Below are 17,857 nucleotides of genomic sequence, written 5' to 3' on the forward strand. Positions count from 1 at the left end.
TCCCGTCATGTCGCGAGCCGGCTTGGACAAGAACCCGCGCGAGGTCGCCGAGATGTTCGACGGCGTGGCCAAGGGCTACGACCTGACGAACTCCGTGATGACGCTCGGGTTCGACCGGCGGTGGCGCGAGTGGACCCGCAAGGTCCTCGACGCCAAGGCCGGGGAGAAGATCCTCGACCTCGCCGCCGGCACCGCCGTGTCCACCGTCGAGTTCGGCAGCGCCGGCGCCTGGTGCGTCGCCGCCGATTTCTCCCTCGGCATGCTGCGTTCCGGCGCCCGCCGCCCCGTCCCCAAGATCGCCGCCGACGCCCTGCACCTCCCGTTCGCCTCCGGCGTCTTCGACGCCGCCACCGTCTCCTTCGGGCTGCGCAACTTCCAGGGCACCGTCGACGCCCTCCGCGAGATGGCCCGCGTGGTCCGCCCCGGCGGCCGCCTCGTCATCTGCGAACTCTCCAAGCCCAGCTGGAAACCCCTCCGCCAGCTCTACAACAACGTCGCCCTCCGGGCCCTGCCCGTGATCGCCCGCCCCGTCGCCTCCAACTCCGACGCCTACAGCTACCTCGCCGAGTCCATCCGCGACTGGCACGACCAGCGCACCCTCGCCGAGCTCATCGCCGAGGCCGGCTGGGAGGACGTCGCCTGGATGAACCTCACCGGCGGCATGGCCGCCCTCCACCGCGCCACCAAACCGGCCTAGCAGCCTCCCTCCCACTCTCTCGGCGCCCACCCACCCCTGCATGCGCTTTTCCGCCACATGCGCTTCCTACTTGCGTCCCAGTGACAAGTAGGAAGCGCATGTGGCATCACCCGCTACTGCCGAGGGGCCTCAGCCGCCGAGCGCCCCGGTGCCACATGCGCTTCCTAGATGTCACCAGACGCCAAATGGGAAGCGCATGTGGCAACAAAAGGGTGTGGTTGGTGGGGTTTTCCACAGGGGTGCGGAGTTATCCACAGGTTGGAGATTGGTGGTGGCGTCGCGCGCGCGTATGCCGATCATTGGGAGAGTGACGAGACACAACACCCTCGATGACGGCCGGTTGTTGGCGTTGTTCCCCGACGCCGTGGCGTGTTGGACGGACCTGGTACGCCTCGGCGTCGACCAGTCGCTGCCGGCTCGCCGCTGCCGACCGGGCGGCGGCTGGACCAGGCTGCTGACGGGTGTCTACCTGCTGACCGGGGGTGCGCCGAATCGTCGGCAGATGGTGAGAGCCGCGTTGCTACGTGCCGGACCAAACGCAGTCATCACCGGTGTGGAGGCGGCCAGGCGACACGGTGTCCGCCGCGTTCCGGCTGAAGGTCCGGTGCACGTGCTGGTCGAGCCCGACAGCCGGCTGGGCAGCCAGTCGTTCATGCTGGTCGAACGTTCGAAGCGGCGATGGTCGACGACAGTCGTGGACGGGATTCCGCTGGTCAGCGCGGCGCGTGCGCTTGTCGACGCGGCAAGGCGGGAAGGCCGGCTGGACGTCGTGCGGTCGATGATCGCCGACGGGCTTCAGCGAAATGTGTGCACGATCGCCGGTCTCACCACGGAACTGGCGCACCTCCGGCTCCGCGGTTCGGCCTTGCCGCGGATGGTGCTCACGGAGGTCGATGACGGTGTCCGGTCGGCGGCGGAGGCTTGGGCGCGCCGGCTGGTCCTGCGCAGTCGGCTGCCCGCCCCCGCGTGGAACGTGGAGCTGCGGGACGAGCAGGGACGGTCTCTGGCGGTCGTGGACGCCTGGTGGGAAGACGTCGGCCTGGCCTGGGAGATCGACTCGAGGGAGTTCCACCTGGCCCCGGCCGACCACGAGCGAACCACGCGCCGGCACTCGGCCCTCACGGCCGCCGGCGTCCTGGTCGTGCACACGGTGCCGTCGCGCTTGCACAAGGACCCGGCCGGTGTCCTGCGTGACCTCTGCGGTGCCTATGACAGCGCAGTGACTCGGTCGGCGAGGGTGTCGGGCGCCCACAGCTAGACTCGGTTCGACCTGCACGTGAACGAGGGAGTCCGGCATGACCACGCCCAGCCGAGGCCAGGCCGGCGACGACGCCGACGTGATCGTGGTGGGGGCCGGGCCTGCCGGTTCGACCGCCGCGACGTACCTGGCGCGGGCCGGGCTGGACGTGCTGTTGCTGGAGAAGAGCACCTTCCCGCGGGAGAAGGTGTGCGGCGACGGGCTGACGCCGCGCGGCGTGAAGCAGCTGATCGACCTGGGCATCGACACCCGGGAAGAGGCGGGCTGGCTGCACAACAAGGGCCTGCGGGTGATCGCGGGCCGCACGAAGCTGGACCTGCCGTGGCCGGAGCTGGCGAGCTTCCCGCCCTACGGCGTGGTGCGCCCCCGCCAGGACTTCGACGAGATGCTGGCCCGCAACGCCCAGAAGTCGGGCGCCCGGCTGCACGAGGCGACGACGATCACGGGCGCGATCACGAACGACCGCACGGGCCGGATCGAGGGCGTGAAGTCCAAGGACGGCAAGACGTTCCGCGCGCCGATCGTGCTGGCCTGCGACGGGGTGTCGGCCCGGCTGGCGCTGTCGATGGGCATCGAGAAGCGCGACGACCGGCCGATGGGGGTGGCGGTCCGCCGCTACTACCGCAGCCCCCGCACGCACGACGACTACCTCGAGTCGCACCTGGAGCTGTGGGACCGCTCGGACCCGGCGAAGCCGGTGCTGATGCCGGGCTACGGCTGGATCTTCGGTATGGGCGACGGCACGGTCAACGTGGGCCTGGGCATCCTGTCCACCTCAAAGGCCTACGGCCGCACGGACTACCGCGCGCTGATGAAGACGTGGCTGGACGGCACGCCGGAGGAGTGGGGCTTCCGCGACGAGAACGCGATCGGCAAGGTCGGCGGCGCCGCGCTGCCGATGGGCTTCAACCGCACCCCGCACTACCGCAACGGCCTGCTGCTGGTGGGCGACGCGGGCGGCACGGTGAACCCGTTCAACGGCGAGGGCATCGGCTACGCCATGGAGTCGGCGCGGCTGGCGGCGGAGTGCGTGGTGCAGGCGATGGCCCGCCCGGCCGGCATGTCCCGCGAACACGCCCTGCACGCCTACCCGACCCGCCTGCGCGAGGCGCTGGGCAGCTACTACCGCCTGGGCAACATCTTCTCGAAGCTGATCGGCAACCCGACGATCATGCGCACGGCCACCCGCTACGGCATGCCGCAGGAGCGGCTGATGAAGCTGGTGCTGAAGCTGCTGGCCGGCCTGTACGACGAGAAGGACGGCGACGCCATGGACCGCGTGATCACGCTGGCCACGAGGCTCGCCCCGGCGGTCTGAGATCATGATCACACCGGACGTCCCACGTCCGGCCGATCACCCTGTGTGACACCCCGTTTGCCCAGCTCGGAGCCGCGAAAAATCCCCTCGCACGAGGGGATTTTTCATTTCCCGGCCATTGTCGGGGAATTCCCGAAAACACCCGATCGGCGTAGCGGAACGTCACCCTTCATGATCTTGAAACCCGCTGGTTGTCAACCCCCTGTAGAGAGCGGGGGGAGGGGGCATACACTCGGCTCGCTTGTGAACTGGTTCACAAGCTTGTGAAGAATTTCACAAGGCTGGCAGGCGTCGACGGTGGGAGGTGTCGATGAACCCGCAGGTCGGGGCGGTCGAGGTTAGGTCTGCCTTACCGAGTGTGCGGCGAACGTCACCCCTAGGGTTCCGTCACGTGGCCGGTGATCGGCCCCACACGGAGGAGACGAAAAGGTGCTGAACGTCGCTGAAGCCGCAGCGGCCCCCTCGGCTCTGGGGGCCTATGTCCCGTTGGTGTGCCTGTTCGTGCTGGCGGCCGCATTCGCGTTGTTCTCGGTGACGGCGGCGCCGTTCACGGGACCCCGCCGCTACAACAAGGCCAAGCTGGACGCCTACGAGTGCGGGATCGAACCGTCCCCGCAGCCGATCGTCGGCGGCGGCCGGATGCCGGTGGCGTACTACCTCACCGCGATGCTGTTCATCCTGTTCGACATCGAGATGGTCTTCCTCTACCCGTTCGCGGTGAACTCCGACGCCCTGGGGCTGTTCGGGGTCGTGGAGATCGTCCTGTTCATCGCAACCGTCGGGTTCGCCTACGCCTACGTGTGGCGCCGCGGCGGCCTGGACTGGAACTGACCTAGGGAGCGGCGAGATGGGTCTTGAGGAGAAGCTCCCCAACGGGATCATGCTGGCCAGCGTCGAAAAACTGGTCAACTGGACGCGCAAGTCCTCGCTGTGGCCGGCGACCTTCGGCCTGGCCTGCTGCGCCATCGAGATGATGACCACCGGTGCGCCCCGCTACGACCTGGCGCGCTTCGGCATGGAGGTCTTCCGCGCCTCGCCGCGGCAGGCCGACCTGATGATCGTGGCCGGCCGGGTGACCAACAAGATGGCCCCGGTGCTGCGCCAGATCTACGACCAGATGCCGGAGCCGCGCTGGGTGCTGGCGATGGGCGTGTGCGCCTCGTCGGGCGGCATGTTCAACAACTACGCCGTGGTGCAGGGCGTGGACCACGTGGTGCCGGTGGACATGTACCTGCCGGGCTGCCCGCCCCGCCCCGAGATGCTCATCGACGCCATCCTCAAGATCCACCAGAAGATCATGGACGAGCCGCTGGGCGCCAAGCGCGCCGCGCTGCTGGCCGCCTCCGGCCACCGCACCGAGCTGGTGCCGTCCTCGGTCCACTACGGCAAGCCCGGCAGCAAGAGCTTCCGCGGCCCGGTCGACCCCAGCCACCGCCACCAGCTCACCGCCGGGGAGTGACGCGTTCCCGTGACTGACGACAAGCCCACCACCACTCCCGAGCCCGGCGGCGTGCAGTCCAGCGCCGACCGCCCGGCCGAGGGCCTGGAGCCCCGCGGGCCGCAGCCCGCGGGCGGCCCGCTGGTGACCGGTCGCGCCCGCAAGGGCATGTTCCACATCTCCGGCTCCGGCGACACCTCCGGCTTCGGCGGCCTGCGGCTGCCGGCGCACGTGGCGGCCCCCAGCGAGCGGCCCTTCGGCGGCTGGTTCGACGAGGTCGCCGACGAGCTGTTGGCCGCGATCTCCGACGCCGATCTGCCGGACGACACCGTGCAGCAGATCACCGTGGACCGCGGCGAGATCACCTTCTACCTGCGCCGCGAGCACCTGCTGGAGGTCGCCCGGATCCTGCGGGACGACCCGGCGCTGCGCTTCGAACTGTGCAGCTCGGTGTCCGGCGTGGACTACGGCGCGGACGTGCCGCAGCGGCTGCACTCCGTCTACCACCTCACGTCGATGACCTACCGCCGCCGGATCCGGCTGGAGGTCTGCGTCGACGTGGACGACGCGCACATGCCGTCCGTGGTCGAGGTCTACCCGACCGCGGACTGGCAGGAGCGCGAGGCCTGGGACATGTTCGGGATCGTCTACGACGGCCACCCCGCGCTGACCCGAATCCTGATGCCGGACGACTGGGACGGCCACCCGCAGCGCAAGGACTACCCGCTGGGCGGCATCCCGGTCGAGTACAAGGGCGCCGAGATCCCGCCGCCCGACCAGCGGAGGTCGTACTCATGAGCAGCACCGAAGAGGACATCTACGCGAGCTCGCGGGAGACCACCGAGGGCACGGTCTTCAACGTGTTCGGCGGTGACTGGGACGAGGTCGTCGAGGACGCGCTCGGCAACGAGCGCATCGTGATGAACCTCGGCCCCCAGCACCCGTCCACGCACGGCGTGCTGCGGCTGGTGCTGGAGCTGGAGGGCGAGACCGTCACCCAGGGCCGCACCGTCATCGGCTACCTGCACACCGGCATCGAGAAGAACGTCGAGTACCGGAACTGGACCCAGGGCGTCACCTTCGTGACGCGGATGGACTACCTGGCGCCGCTGTTCAACGAGGCCGCCTACTGCATGGCGGTGGAGAAGCTGCTCGGCGTCGAGGTGCCGGAGCGGGCGCAGGTCGGCCGCGTGCTGCTGATGGAGATCAACCGCATCGGCTCGCACCTGGTGGCGCTGGCCACCGGCGGCATGGAGCTGGGCGCGCTGACCGGCATGACCGCCGGCTTCCGCGAGCGCGAGGAAGTCCTGCACCTGCTGGAGTACCTGACCGGCCTGCGGATGAACCACGCGTACATCCGGCCGGGCGGCCTGGCCCAGGACTTCCCGGCCGACGCGGTCGAGACGATCACGGCCTTCGTCAAGCTGATGAAGAAGCGGCTGCCGGACTACGACAAGCTGCTGACCGGCCAGCCGATCTGGAAGAACCGGCTGGCCGGCATCGGCGTGCTGCCGGTGGACGCCTGCCTGGCGCTGGGCATGACCGGCCCGATCCTGCGGTCGGCCGGCCTGCCCTGGGACATGCGCAAGGTCGAGCCGTACCTGGGCTACGAGACCTACGACTTCGAGGTGCCCACCTCGACCGATGCCGACTGCTACGCCCGCTACCTGCTGCGGCTGGAGGAGATCCACCAGTCGCTGCGGATCATCGAGCAGGCGGTCAAGCGGCTCAAGCCGGGCCCGGTGATGGTGGCCGACGCCAAGATCGCGTGGCCGGCCCAGCTGACCATCGGCTCGGACGGCATGGGCAACTCGCTCGAGCACGTCCGCAAGATCATGGGGCAGTCGATGGAGTCCCTGATCCACCACTTCAAGCTGGTCACCGAGGGCTTCGCGGTGCCGGCCGGCCAGGTGTACGTGCCGGTGGAGTCGCCGCGCGGCGAGCTGGGCTACCACGTCGTCTCCGACGGCGGCACCCGGCCGATGCGGGTGCACGTGCGGGAGCCAAGTTTCGTGAACCTCCAGTCGATGCCGGCGATGAGCGAGGGCGGCATGGTCGCCGACGTCATCGCCGCGGTGGCCTCGATCGACCCGGTGATGGGTGGGTGTGACCGGTGACCTCTGATCTGTCCAACGACGTCTCCGACGACGTGTTCGGCGCGGACCTCGCGGAGAAGGCCCGGGCGATCATCGCCCGGTACCCGCGGGCCCGCTCGGCGCTGCTGCCGATGCTGCACCTCGTGCAGTCGGTCGAGGGCTACGTCAGCGTGGACGGCATCGCGTTCTGCGCCGACCAGCTGGACCTGACCACCGCCGAGGTGAGCGCGGTGGCCACCTTCTACACGATGTACAAGCGCAAGCCCTGCGGCGAGCACCTGGTTTCCGTGTGCACCAACACCTTGTGCGCGGCGCTGGGCGGCGACGACATCTACGACCGGCTGCGCAAGCACCTCGGCTCGGGCGGCAAGCCGCTGGGCCACGAGGAGACCTCGGGCGAGCCGGGCGAGCCCGGCTCGATCACGCTGGAGCACGCCGAGTGCCTGGCCGCCTGCGACCTCGGCCCGGTGCTCCAGGTCAACTACGAGTTCTACGACAACCAGACGCCGGAGTCGGCGCTGGACCTGGTCAAGCAGCTGCAGGCCGGCAAGAAGCCGGACCCCACCAGGGGCGCGCCGCTGACCGACTTCCGCCAGGTGGAGCTGCAGCTGGCCGGCTTCCTGGACGGGCGGGAGTCCGATGTGGACGGTCCGTCGGCCGCGCCGGAGACGCTGCGCGGAGCCAAGATCGCGCACGAGAAGGGGTGGACCGCGCCGGCGATGCCGGACTCGGTCGAGTTCCCCGCTCTGCCGGAGAAGAAGTGAGGGGGCGGCAGTGACCAACGACGTCAAACCACTGACCCCGGTACTGACCAAGCGCTGGCTGTCGCCGCGCTCGTGGACGATCCGGACCTACGAGCAGCTGGAGGGCTACACCGCCCTGCGCAAGGCGCTCACGGCCCACCCGGACCAGCTGATCCAGCTGTGCAAGGACTCCGGGCTGCGCGGCCGCGGCGGCGCGGGCTTCCCGACCGGCATGAAGTGGGGCTTCATCCCGCAGGGCGACGGCAAGCCGCACTACCTCGTGATCAACGCCGACGAGGGCGAGCCGGGCACCTGCAAGGACATCCCGCTGATGATGGCCGACCCGCACTCGCTGGTCGAGGGCATCATCATCACCTCGTACGCGATCAGGGCCAACTTCGCCGCGGTCTACGTGCGCGGCGAGGCGCTGCACTGCATCCGGCGGATGCAGGCCGCGGTGCGCGAGGCCTACGAGGCGGGCTACCTGGGCAAGGACATCCTCGGCTCGGGCTTCGACCTGGACGTGGTGATCCACTCCGGCGCCGGCGCGTACATCTGCGGCGAGGAGACGGCGCTGCTGGACTCGCTGGAGGGGCTGCGCGGCCAGCCGCGGCTCAAGCCGCCGTTCCCGGCCACCTCGGGCCTGTACGAGTCGCCGACCGTGGTGAACAACGTGGAGACCATCGCCAGCGTGCCGTTCATCGTCAACGGTGGCTCGGACTGGTTCCGCACCATGGGCCGGGACCGCTCGCCGGGCCCGAAGATCTTCTCGCTGTCCGGCCACGTCACCAACCCCGGCCAGTACGAGGCGCCGATGGGCGCCACGCTGCGCGAGCTGCTGGAGCTGGCCGGCGGCATGAAGGACGGCGTGCCGCTGAAGTTCTGGACGCCGGGCGGCAGCTCCACCCCGCTGTTCACGGCCGAGCACCTGGACGTGCCGCTGGACTTCGAGGGCGCCGCCGAGGCCGGCTCGATGCTGGGCACCACCGCGTTGCAGATCTTCAACGAGACGGTGTCGGTGCCCTGGGCCGTGATGAAGTGGACCGAGTTCTACAAGCACGAGTCCTGCGGCAAGTGCACGCCGTGCCGGGAGGGCACCTACTGGCTGGTGCAGATCCTCCAGCGGATGGTGCGCGGCGAGGGCACGCCCGCCGACATCGACACCCTGCTGGACATCTGCGACAACGTGCTGGGGCGCTCGTTCTGCGCGCTCGGCGACGGCGCGGTGAGCCCGATCCAGAGCGGCATCAAGTACTTCAAGGACGAGTTCCTGGCGCTGTGCGAGCAGAACGCGGTCAGCAACGGGAAGCACGCACTGGCAGGAGCGCACTGAGACATGACTGTCGCACCTGAGAAGCCTTCTTCGGAGCTCGTCGTGCCGGAGGGCCACGTCAAGCTCACCATCGACGGGCTGGAGGTGGTGGCCCCCAAGGGAGAGCTGCTGATCCGGACCGCCGAGCGGCTGGGCATCGAGATCCCCCGGTTCTGCGACCACCCGCTGCTCGACCCGGCGGGCGCCTGCCGGCAGTGCCTGGTCGAGGTGGAGATGGGCGGCCGGCCGATGCCGAAGCCGCAGGCCAGCTGCACCATGACCGTCGCCGACGGCATGGTGGTCAAGACCCAGCACACCTCGCCGGTCGCCGACAAGGCCCAGCAGGGCGTGATCGAGCTGCTGCTCATCAACCACCCGCTGGACTGCCCGATCTGCGACAAGGGCGGCGAGTGCCCGCTGCAGAACCAGGCGCTGGCCCACGGCCGGGCGGACTCCCGCTTCGTGGAGACCAAGCGGACCTTCCCCAAGCCGATCCCGATCTCCAGCCAGGTGCTGCTGGACCGGGAGCGGTGCGTGCTGTGCCAGCGCTGCACCCGGTTCTCCAAGCAGATCGCCGGCGACCCGTTCATCGACCTGCTGGAGCGCGGCTCGCAGCAGCAGATCGGCATCGCCGAGGAGCAGCCGTTCCAGAGCTACTTCTCCGGCAACACCATCCAGATCTGCCCGGTGGGCGCGCTCACCAGCGCCGCCTACCGGTTCCGCTCCCGCCCGTTCGACCTGGTGTCCACACCGGGCGTCTGCGAGCACTGCTCGTCGGGCTGCGCGCAGCGCACGGACTGGCGGCGCGGCAAGGTGACGCGCCGGCTGGCCGGCGACGACCCGGCCGTGAACGAGGAGTGGAACTGCGACAAGGGCCGGTTCGCCTTCCGCTACGCCGTGGCCAACGACCGCCTGCTGCGGCCGATGGTCCGGGACGCGGAGACCGGTGAGCTGGTCGAAGCCTCCTGGACGGACGCGCTGCGTCGGGCGGCCGAGGGTCTCGCGGCGGCCAAGGCCAACGGCGGCGCGGGTGTGCTGGCCGGCGGCCGGTTGACCGTCGAGGACGCCTACGCGTACGCCAAGTTCGCGCGGGTGGCCCTGGGCACCAACGACGTCGACTTCCGGGCCCGGGCGCATTCCGCCGAGGAACTGGACTTCCTGTCCGCGCACGTGGTCGGGCACTCCCCGGAGGACGGCGGAGTCACCTACGCCGACCTGGAGAAGGCGCCGGCCGTGCTGTGCGTCGCCTTCGAGCCGGAGGAGGAGTCGCCGATCGTCTTCCTGCGGCTGCGCAAGGCCTCCCGCACCGGCAGGACCAAGGTGTTCCACCTCGGCCAGTTCACCAGCGCCGCCGTCGAGAAGACCGGCGGCACGCTGTTGCGGTGCGTGCCCGGCGGCGAGCCGGCGGCGATCGAGGGCCTGTTCTTCAACTCCGCCACCGCGGAGGCGTTCGAGGCGCTGTCCGGCAGCGGGGCGGTGATCCTCGCCGGCGAGCGCGCCGCCGAGGTGCCGGGCCTGTTCTCGTCGGTGCTGCGGCTGGCCGAGCGGACCGGCGCCCGCGTGGCGTGGATCCCGCGGCGGGCCGGCGAGCGCGGCGCGCTGGAGGCCGGCGCCGTGCCGAACCTGTTGCCCGGCGGGCGTCTGGTCACCGACCCGACGCTGCGGAGCGAGGTCGAGCAGGCCTGGGGCCTGGACGCCGGCGCGCTGCCGGCCGAGCCGGGTCGCGACACCGACGGCATGCTGGCCGCGGCGGCGTCCGGCGAGCTGGCCGGCCTGGTGGTCGGCGGCGTCGACCCGTACGACCTGGCCGACCCGGAGCTGGCGCTGCGGGCACTGGACAAGGCGTTCGTGGTCAGCCTGGAGCTGCGGCCCAGCGCCGTCACCGAGCGGGCCGACGTGGTGCTGCCGATCGCGCCGTCCTCGGAGAAGTCCGGCAGCTACCGCAACTGGGAGAACCGCGAGCGGCCGTTCCGCACCACCCTGGACGGCACCGGCGCGCTGCCCGACTGCCGGGTGCTGGACACGCTGGCCGTCGAGATGGACGCGGACCTGTTCACGCAGACGCCCGCGGCGTCGGCGGCGAACCTGGCCCGGCTGGGCGCGCCGCGCACCGGCCGGCGGGCCGAGCCGCCGGCGGTGGCGGCCCCGCAGGCCCCGAGGGCCGGCGACGGCCAGGTGCTGCTGGCCAGTTGGCGGCAGCTGATCGACAACGGCTCGCTCCAGGACGACGAGCCCAACCTCGCGGGCACCGCCCGCACCGCGGTGATCCGGGTGTCGCCGGCGACCGCCGACAAGCTCGGCGTCGTCGAGGGGCACGCGGCGACCGTGGCCACCGACCGGGGCAGCGTGACGCTGCCGGTCGAGCTGGCCGACCTGCCCGACGACGTGGTGTGGCTGCCGGGCAACTCCGGCGGCTCGCGACTGCGCCGGACCCTGGGCGCCGGGCACGGCGCCGCGGTGACCTTGCACGCTGGCGGAGGTGACGCATGAGGTTCCACGCTGCGCCCAGCCCGAACACGGCCCAGCTGCTGGCGGGTGACCCGTTCTGGCTGGTGCTCATCAAGACCCTGGGGATCTTCGTCTTCCTGGTCGTGATGACCCTGTTCATGATCTGGTTCGAGCGCCGGGTGGTCGCCCGGATGCAGCACCGGCCCGGCCCCAACCGGGTCGGCCCGTTCGGCCTGCTCCAGTCCCTGGCCGACGGCCTCAAGCTGGCGTTCAAGGAGGACATCCGGCCGGTCCTGGCCGACAAGTGGGTGTTCTTCCTGGCCCCGGTGATCTCCGCCGTGCCGGCGTTCCTCGCCTTCTCGGTGATGCCGTTCGGCGGCGAGGTCAACATGTTCGGCTACGACACCGCGATCCAGCTGGCCGACCTGCCGGTCGGCGTGCTGGTGGTGCTGGCCTGCTCGTCCGTCGGCGTCTACGGCATCGTGCTGTCCGGCTGGTCCTCCGGCTCGCCCTACCCGCTGCTGGGCGCGCTGCGCTCGGCCGCGCAGGTGATCTCGTACGAGATCGCGATGGGCCTGTCCATCGTCGGCGTGATCCTGCTGTCGCACTCGATGTCCACCGCCGAGATCGTCAACTCGCAGCAGGGCCTGTGGTACGTGCTCACGCTGCTGCCGAGCTTCCTGATCTACCTGGTGTCCATGGTCGGCGAGACCAACCGGGCCCCGTTCGACCTCGCCGAGGCCGAGTCGGAGCTGGTCGGCGGCTTCCACACCGAGTACAGCTCGCTCAAGTTCGCGCTGTTCTTCCTGGCCGAGTACATCAACATGGTCACCGTCTCGGCCTTCGCCACGACGCTGTTCCTCGGCGGCTGGCACGCGCCGTTCCCCCTCAACCTCATCGCGGGCGGGTACTTCGACACCGGCTGGTGGGGCATGCTCTGGTTCGTCGGCAAGATGATGGTGCTGCTGTTCGTATTCGTCTGGCTGCGCGGCACCCTGCCCCGCATGCGCTACGACCAGTTCATGCGGCTGGGCTGGAAGGTCCTGGTGCCGATCAGCCTGGTCTGGATCGTGCTGGTGGTCTGCATCCGCGCGCTGAACGGCCCGCAGGCCAACAGCTGGGGCGGGGTCGGCTTCGGCGTCGTCATCGCGATCATGATCATCGCGATCCTCGTGGTGGTCGCGCTGATCCCCGAGCGCAAGGCCCCCTCCGACCCGGACCGGGTCATGGTCACCGGCGGCGGCTACCCGCTGCCGCCGCTGGACCTGAAGGTCCCGAAGGCGCCCAAGCGGCGTCGCCCGGCCGCGCCGGCGGCCGCACCGCAACCCGCTGCCGTGGCGGCGTCGTCCACCCCGAAGGAGGCCAGCGATGGGGATGCTTGATCCCCTCAAGGGCTTCGGCGTCACCTTCTCGACGATGTTCAAGAAGGTCGTGACCGAGCAGTACCCGGAGGACTACCGTCCGACGGCCGCCCGCTACCACGGCCGGCACCAGCTCAACCGGCACCCGGACGGGCTGGAGAAGTGCGTCGGCTGTGAGCTGTGCGCCTGGGCCTGCCCGGCCGACGCGATCTTCGTGGAGGGCGGCGACAACACCGAGGACGCGCGTTACTCGCCCGGTGAGCGGTACGGCAAGGACTACCAGATCAACTACCTCCGGTGCATCGGCTGCGGCCTGTGCATCGAGGCCTGCCCGACCCGGTCGCTGACGATGACCAACTTCTACGAGCTGGCCGACGACGACCGGCAGCGCCTGATCTTCACCAAGGAAGACCTGATGGCGCCGCTCCTGGCCGGCATGGAGCAGCCGCCGCACCCGATGCGGCTGGGCGAGACCGAGCAGGACTACTACGTCAACGGCCCCGAGCTGGCGCGAGGGGAGGCGGCCAAGTGAGCGCGTTGATGCAGTTCGTCATGCAACAGCAGCAGAACACGCCCGCGCCGGACGTCATCACCACCGGCGAGGCCGTCGGGTTCTGGATCCTCGGCCCGCTGGCCCTGCTGGGCGGCCTGGGCATGCTGTTCGCCCGCAACGCCGTGCACTCCGCGCTGTTCCTGGTGCTGACGATGCTCAGCCTCGGCGTGCTGTACATGCTCCAGCAGGCCCCGTTCCTCGGTTTCGTGCAGATCATCGTCTACACCGGCGCCGTGATGATGCTGTTCCTGTTCGTGCTGATGCTGGTCGGCCGGGACAGCTCCGACTCGGTGGTGGAAGTGCTGCGCGGGCAGCGGGTGATCGCGGCGATCTTCGGCATCGGCTTCGCCGGCGTCGCGATCAGCGCCCTGCTGCGCGCGCTGAACCAGGTGCCGTCCTCCGGGCTGGCCGAAGCCAACTCGGGCGGCAACATCAACGCCGTCGGCAAGCTGATCTTCACCGACTACCTGTTCCCGTTCGAGCTGACCTCGGCGCTGCTGATCACCGCCGCGGTCGGCGCGATGGTGCTGGCCTTCGTCGGCAAGAGCAAGCAGGCCCACAAGACCCAGCGCGAGCTGGTGATCGAGCGGTTCCGCGGGAACCGGCCCTCGCCGCTGCCCGGCCCCGGCGTCTTCGCCACCGCCAACTCGGTGGCCACGCCGGCGCTGCTGCCCGACGGCTCCGTCGCTCCCGAGTCGCTGTCCGAGCTGATCGAGGCCACCGCGGCCGAGACGTTCGAGCACGACCGGGCCGAGGTCGCCGGCGAGGAGCACCACGCCGACGCGCACGCGCTGACCGGCGACCACGAGGAGGCGACCCGATGACGCCGACCTACTACCTGCTGCTGTCCGCGCTGCTGTTCAGCATCGGCGCGATCGGCGTGCTGGTGCGGCGCAACGCCATCGTCGTGTTCATGTGCGTCGAGCTGATGCTCAACGCCGTGAACCTCACGCTGGTCACGTTCGCGCGGATCAACGGCCAGCTCGACGGCCAGGTGATGGCGTTCTTCGTGATGGTCGTGGCCGCTGCCGAGGTCGTGGTCGGCCTGGCGATCATCATGTCCATCTTCCGGACCCGTCGCTCGGCCTCGGTCGACGACTCGAACCTGCTCAAGTACTAAGGGGCGACCGGGAAAATGACGGATATCTCCGCGGTCGGGTCGTACGCCTGGCTGCTGCTCGTGTTGCCCCTGGTCGGCGCGGTCATCCTGCTGCTGGCCGGCAAGGCCGCCAACAAGTGGGGCCACCTGCTCGGCTGCGCGACGGTGCTGGCCGCCTTCGTGTACGGCGTGATCCTGTTCTTCGACACCACCGGCCACGACGCCGCGCACCGGGTCTCGGAGCTGCACCTGTTCTCCTGGATCCCGGTGCAGGCCCTCCAGGTCGACTTCGGCCTGCGGCTGGACCCGCTGTCGGTGACCTTCGTGCTGCTGATCACCGGCGTCGGCTCGCTGATCCACATCTACTCCATCGGCTACATGTCGCACGACGACGGCCGGCGGCGGTTCTTCGCCTACCTCAACCTGTTCGTCGCGGCGATGCTGCTGCTGGTGCTGGGCAACGGCTTCGTGACGCTGTACTTCGGCTGGGAGGGCGTGGGTCTCGCGTCGTACCTGCTGATCGGCTGGTACCAGAACCGGCCGTCCGCGGCGACCGCGGCCAAGAAGGCGTTCCTGATGAACCGGGTCGGCGACGTCGGCCTGGCCGTGGCGATCTTCCTGATGTTCGCCAACCTCGGCACCACCCAGTACACCGACGTCTTCGCCAAGATCAATACGCTGCCGACCGGCACGGTGCTGGCCATCAGCCTGCTGCTCCTGCTCGGCGCCTGCGGCAAGTCCGGCCAGTTCCCGCTCCAGGCCTGGTTGCCCGACGCGATGGAGGGCCCGACCCCGGTCTCCGCCCTCATCCACGCGGCAACCATGGTCACCGCCGGCGTGTACCTGGTGGCCCGGTCCAACCCGATCTACAACCTCACCGAGGACGGGCGGCTGGTCGTCACCATCATCGGCACGATCACGCTGCTGATCGGGTGCATCGTCGGCTGCGCCTACGACGACATCAAGAAGGTGCTGGCCTACTCCACGGTCAGCCAGATCGGCTACATGATCCTCGGCGTCGGCCTCGGCCCGATCGGCTACGCGCTGGGCATCGTGCACCTGCTCACGCACGGCTTCTTCAAGGCGGGGCTCTTCCTCGGGGCCGGCTCGGTCATGCACGGCATGAACGACGAGGTCGACATGCGCAAGTTCGGCGGCCTGTACAAGCGGATGCCGATCACGTTCGTCACCTTCGGCCTCGGCTACCTGGCGCTGATCGGCTTCCCGGGCCTGTCCGGCTACTTCTCCAAGGACGCCATCATCGAGGCGGCGTTCTCCCAGGAGGGCTGGCGCGGCTGGGTGTTCGGCGGGGCCGCCATGCTGGGCGTGGCGCTGACCGCGTTCTACATGACTCGGCTGATGCTGATGACCTTCTTCGGCAAGGAACGCTGGAAGGACCTCAAGTCCAGCGACGGCAAGGACTTCCACCCGCACGAGTCGCCGGCCGTGATGACCGTGCCGATGATCATCCTGGCCATCGGCTCGATCGGTGCCGGCTGGTTCCTCACCAGCGGCAACCGGCTGGCCGACTGGCTGTCGCCGACCCTGGGCCAGCTCCAGGAGCACGGCGAGGGCCCGATCCCGGGCATCGGCCTGACGGTGATCTCGTTGGCGCTCATGGTGATCGGCGCCGGTCTGGCCTGGGTGTTCGTGGGCCGCAAGGACGTTCCGGTGGAGAAGCCGGCGAAGGTGTCCTGGCCGGTCCGTGCGGCGCGCGCCGACCTGTACGGCAACGCCATCAACGAGGCGCTGTTCGCCAAGCCGGGTGAGGTGCTCACCCGGGGCCTGGTCGTGCTGGACGACAAGGGCGTCGACGGTGCCGTCACGGGGCTGGCCGGCACGCTCGGCTTCCTGTCCTCGGTGCTGCGGCGCACCCAGACCGGCTTCGTCAGGTCCTACGCGCTGACCATGCTCGGCGGCTCCGTCCTGGTGGTCGCGGCTCTGCTGATGGTGAGGTTCTCCTGATGGGGACTGGGTTGTTGCTCGCCCTGCTGGTGGTGCCGCTGGTCGGCGCGCTGGTGGTGGCGTTCCTGAAGAACGACGACCGGACGGCCAAGGTCACCGCGCTCGCCGTGACGCTGGTCGAGTTCGTGCTGGCCGTGCTGCTGTGGGTCAGCTACGAGCCGGGCGGCGCCCGCATCCAGTTCTCCTCGTCGGTGGACTGGATCGGGCAGCTGGGCATCCACCTGTCGTTCGGCGTCGACGGCATCGCGCTGGTGATGATCGGCGTGATCGCGCTGCTGGTGCCGATCGTGGTCGGGTCCAGTTGGGCCGACAGGCTGCCGACCGGGCGCTCGGCCGGCGGCTTCCTGTCGCTGATCCTGGTGCAGGAGGCGTTGATGGTGGGCGTGTTCGCCGCCACCGACGTGTTCCTGTTCTACGTGCTGTTCGAGATCATGCTGATCCCGATGTACTTCCTGATCGGCGGCTACGGCGGCCCGCGCCGGCAGTACGCGGCGGTGAAGTTCTTCCTCTACTCGTTCCTCGGCGGCCTGATCATGCTGGCCTCGGCGATCGGCTGCTACTCGCTGGCCGCCGACAAGCTGGGGCACGGCACCTTCGACTGGGCGCAGCTGGTGACGGTGGTGCGCGAGGCGCCGCTGGGCACCCAGGTGTGGCTGTTCTTCGGCTTCTTCCTGGCCTTCGCCATCAAGGCGCCGCTGGTGCCGCTGCACACGTGGCTGCCCGACGCCGCCGAGCAGGCGCCGATCGGCGTGGCCGTGATCCTGGTCGGTGTGCTGGACAAGGTCGGCACCTTCGGTTTCCTGCGCTACCTGCTGCCGATGTTCCCCGACGCCAGCAAGGCGCTCGCGCCGCTGGTGCTGGTGCTCGGCGTGATCGGCGTGCTGTACGGCTCGCTGCTCGCGGTGGGGCAGAGCGACCTGAAGCGGCTGATCGCGTACGTGTCGATCGCCCACTTCGGCTTCATCGCGATCGGCATCTTCGCCTTCACCTCGCAGTCCGAGGTCGGCGCGGTGTCGTACATGGTCAACCACTCCATCGCCACCGGCATGCTGATCCTGGTGATCGGCATGGTGATCGCCCGCGGCGGGTCGACGAAGATCGCCGACTACGGCGGCATGTCGAAGCTGACCCCGGTGCTGGCCGGCCTGTTCCTGGTGGCGGGTCTGTCCACGCTGTCGCTGCCCGGCACCAACTCGTTCGTCTCGGAGTTCCTGGTGCTGCTGGGCTCGTACCCGACGCAGCCGGTGTACTCGGTGCTGGCGACCATCGGCATGATCCTGGCCGCGCTGTACGTGCTGTGGCTGTACCAGCGGGTCATGCAGGGTCCGGTGCGGGGCAACGCCCTGGTCGGCGTGTCCGGCGGTCCGGGCGCGGCCACCGATCCCGAGAAGGCCGCGGTGACCGACCTGAACAAGCGCGAGCTGGTGGTGCTGGCGCCGCTGGTGCTGTTGATCGTGGTGCTTGGTGTTTATCCGAAGCCCGTGCTCGATGTCGTGGGGCCGTCCGTGACGGCGACCATGCAGGCGGTGGGCGTGGCCGACGCGGTGCCCGCGCAGGAAGGCAAGTGAC

Annotated in this window: 16 protein-coding genes; all 16 read left to right on the top strand. The window is 69.7% G+C overall.

Features of this window, described 5'->3' with window-relative positions:
* Positions 1 to 7: 7 nt before the first annotated feature.
* The 16 genes from BCF44_RS02070 to BCF44_RS02145 all read left to right on the top strand — a co-directional run bounded on the left by BCF44_RS02070 (position 8) and on the right by BCF44_RS02145 (position 17,856).
* A complete protein-coding gene (locus tag BCF44_RS02070; RefSeq protein ID WP_116172323.1) occupies positions 8 to 697 on the top strand; it encodes a demethylmenaquinone methyltransferase in 690 nt (229 codons plus the stop codon).
* Between the two features lie 307 nt (positions 698 to 1,004).
* Positions 1,005 to 1,955, top strand: a complete 951-nt coding sequence (locus BCF44_RS02075; RefSeq protein ID WP_116172324.1) for a hypothetical protein — start codon at positions 1,005 to 1,007, stop codon at positions 1,953 to 1,955.
* Between the two features lie 37 nt (positions 1,956 to 1,992).
* A complete protein-coding gene (locus BCF44_RS02080) occupies positions 1,993 to 3,273 on the top strand; it encodes a geranylgeranyl reductase family protein (protein ID WP_116172325.1) in 1,281 nt (426 codons plus the stop codon).
* Between the two features lie 429 nt (positions 3,274 to 3,702).
* Entirely contained in the window at positions 3,703 to 4,104 is a 402-nt protein-coding gene (locus BCF44_RS02085) for an NADH-quinone oxidoreductase subunit A (protein ID WP_043721392.1), read from the top strand.
* 16 nt (positions 4,105 to 4,120) lie between these two features.
* Entirely contained in the window at positions 4,121 to 4,732 is a 612-nt protein-coding gene (locus BCF44_RS02090; RefSeq protein ID WP_116172326.1) for a NuoB/complex I 20 kDa subunit family protein, read from the top strand.
* Positions 4,733 to 4,741: 9 nt separating this feature from the next.
* A complete protein-coding gene (locus tag BCF44_RS02095; RefSeq protein WP_116172327.1) occupies positions 4,742 to 5,509 on the top strand; it encodes an NADH-quinone oxidoreductase subunit C in 768 nt (255 codons plus the stop codon).
* The gene (locus BCF44_RS02100; protein ID WP_116172328.1) at positions 5,506 to 6,828 is read left to right on the top strand and encodes an NADH-quinone oxidoreductase subunit D; all 1,323 of its coding nucleotides are present in this window, start codon (positions 5,506 to 5,508) and stop codon (positions 6,826 to 6,828) included. The genes BCF44_RS02095 and BCF44_RS02100 overlap by 4 nt, the downstream gene beginning before the upstream one ends.
* An 8-nt stretch (positions 6,829 to 6,836) precedes the next feature.
* Positions 6,837 to 7,571 (top strand): NADH-quinone oxidoreductase subunit NuoE, encoded by a 735-nt coding sequence (nuoE, locus tag BCF44_RS02105; RefSeq protein WP_211352883.1) that lies wholly within the window; start codon positions 6,837 to 6,839, stop codon positions 7,569 to 7,571.
* A 10-nt stretch (positions 7,572 to 7,581) separates the two neighbouring features.
* Positions 7,582 to 8,883: an NADH-quinone oxidoreductase subunit NuoF gene (gene nuoF, locus BCF44_RS02110; protein WP_116172330.1), complete on the top strand. Its 1,302-nt coding sequence runs from the start codon at positions 7,582 to 7,584 to the stop codon at positions 8,881 to 8,883.
* Between the two features lie 3 nt (positions 8,884 to 8,886).
* Positions 8,887 to 11,352: an NADH-quinone oxidoreductase subunit G gene (locus BCF44_RS02115; RefSeq protein ID WP_116172331.1), complete on the top strand. Its 2,466-nt coding sequence runs from the start codon at positions 8,887 to 8,889 to the stop codon at positions 11,350 to 11,352.
* Entirely contained in the window at positions 11,349 to 12,692 is a 1,344-nt protein-coding gene (gene nuoH, locus BCF44_RS02120) for an NADH-quinone oxidoreductase subunit NuoH (protein WP_116172332.1), read from the top strand. The genes BCF44_RS02115 and nuoH overlap by 4 nt, the downstream gene beginning before the upstream one ends.
* Positions 12,679 to 13,203 (top strand): NADH-quinone oxidoreductase subunit NuoI, encoded by a 525-nt coding sequence (nuoI, locus tag BCF44_RS02125; RefSeq protein WP_116172333.1) that lies wholly within the window; start codon positions 12,679 to 12,681, stop codon positions 13,201 to 13,203. The genes nuoH and nuoI overlap by 14 nt, the downstream gene beginning before the upstream one ends.
* 20 nt (positions 13,204 to 13,223) lie before the next feature.
* The gene (locus BCF44_RS02130; RefSeq protein WP_116172845.1) at positions 13,224 to 14,048 is read left to right on the top strand and encodes an NADH-quinone oxidoreductase subunit J; all 825 of its coding nucleotides are present in this window, start codon (positions 13,224 to 13,226) and stop codon (positions 14,046 to 14,048) included.
* Positions 14,045 to 14,344 carry an NADH-quinone oxidoreductase subunit NuoK gene (gene nuoK / locus BCF44_RS02135; RefSeq protein WP_116172334.1) on the top strand — a complete coding sequence of 100 codons (300 nt, stop codon included), beginning with the start codon at positions 14,045 to 14,047 and terminating at the stop codon, positions 14,342 to 14,344. The genes BCF44_RS02130 and nuoK overlap by 4 nt, the downstream gene beginning before the upstream one ends.
* A gap of 15 nt (positions 14,345 to 14,359) precedes the next feature.
* The gene (gene nuoL, locus BCF44_RS02140) at positions 14,360 to 16,288 is read left to right on the top strand and encodes an NADH-quinone oxidoreductase subunit L (RefSeq protein WP_116172335.1); all 1,929 of its coding nucleotides are present in this window, start codon (positions 14,360 to 14,362) and stop codon (positions 16,286 to 16,288) included.
* A complete protein-coding gene (locus tag BCF44_RS02145; RefSeq protein WP_116172336.1) occupies positions 16,288 to 17,856 on the top strand; it encodes an NADH-quinone oxidoreductase subunit M in 1,569 nt (522 codons plus the stop codon). The genes nuoL and BCF44_RS02145 overlap by 1 nt, the downstream gene beginning before the upstream one ends.
* Position 17,857 lies beyond the last annotated feature (1 nt).

This window comes from Kutzneria buriramensis, from assembly GCF_003387475.1.
Lineage (GTDB): Bacteria > Actinomycetota > Actinomycetes > Mycobacteriales > Pseudonocardiaceae > Kutzneria > Kutzneria buriramensis.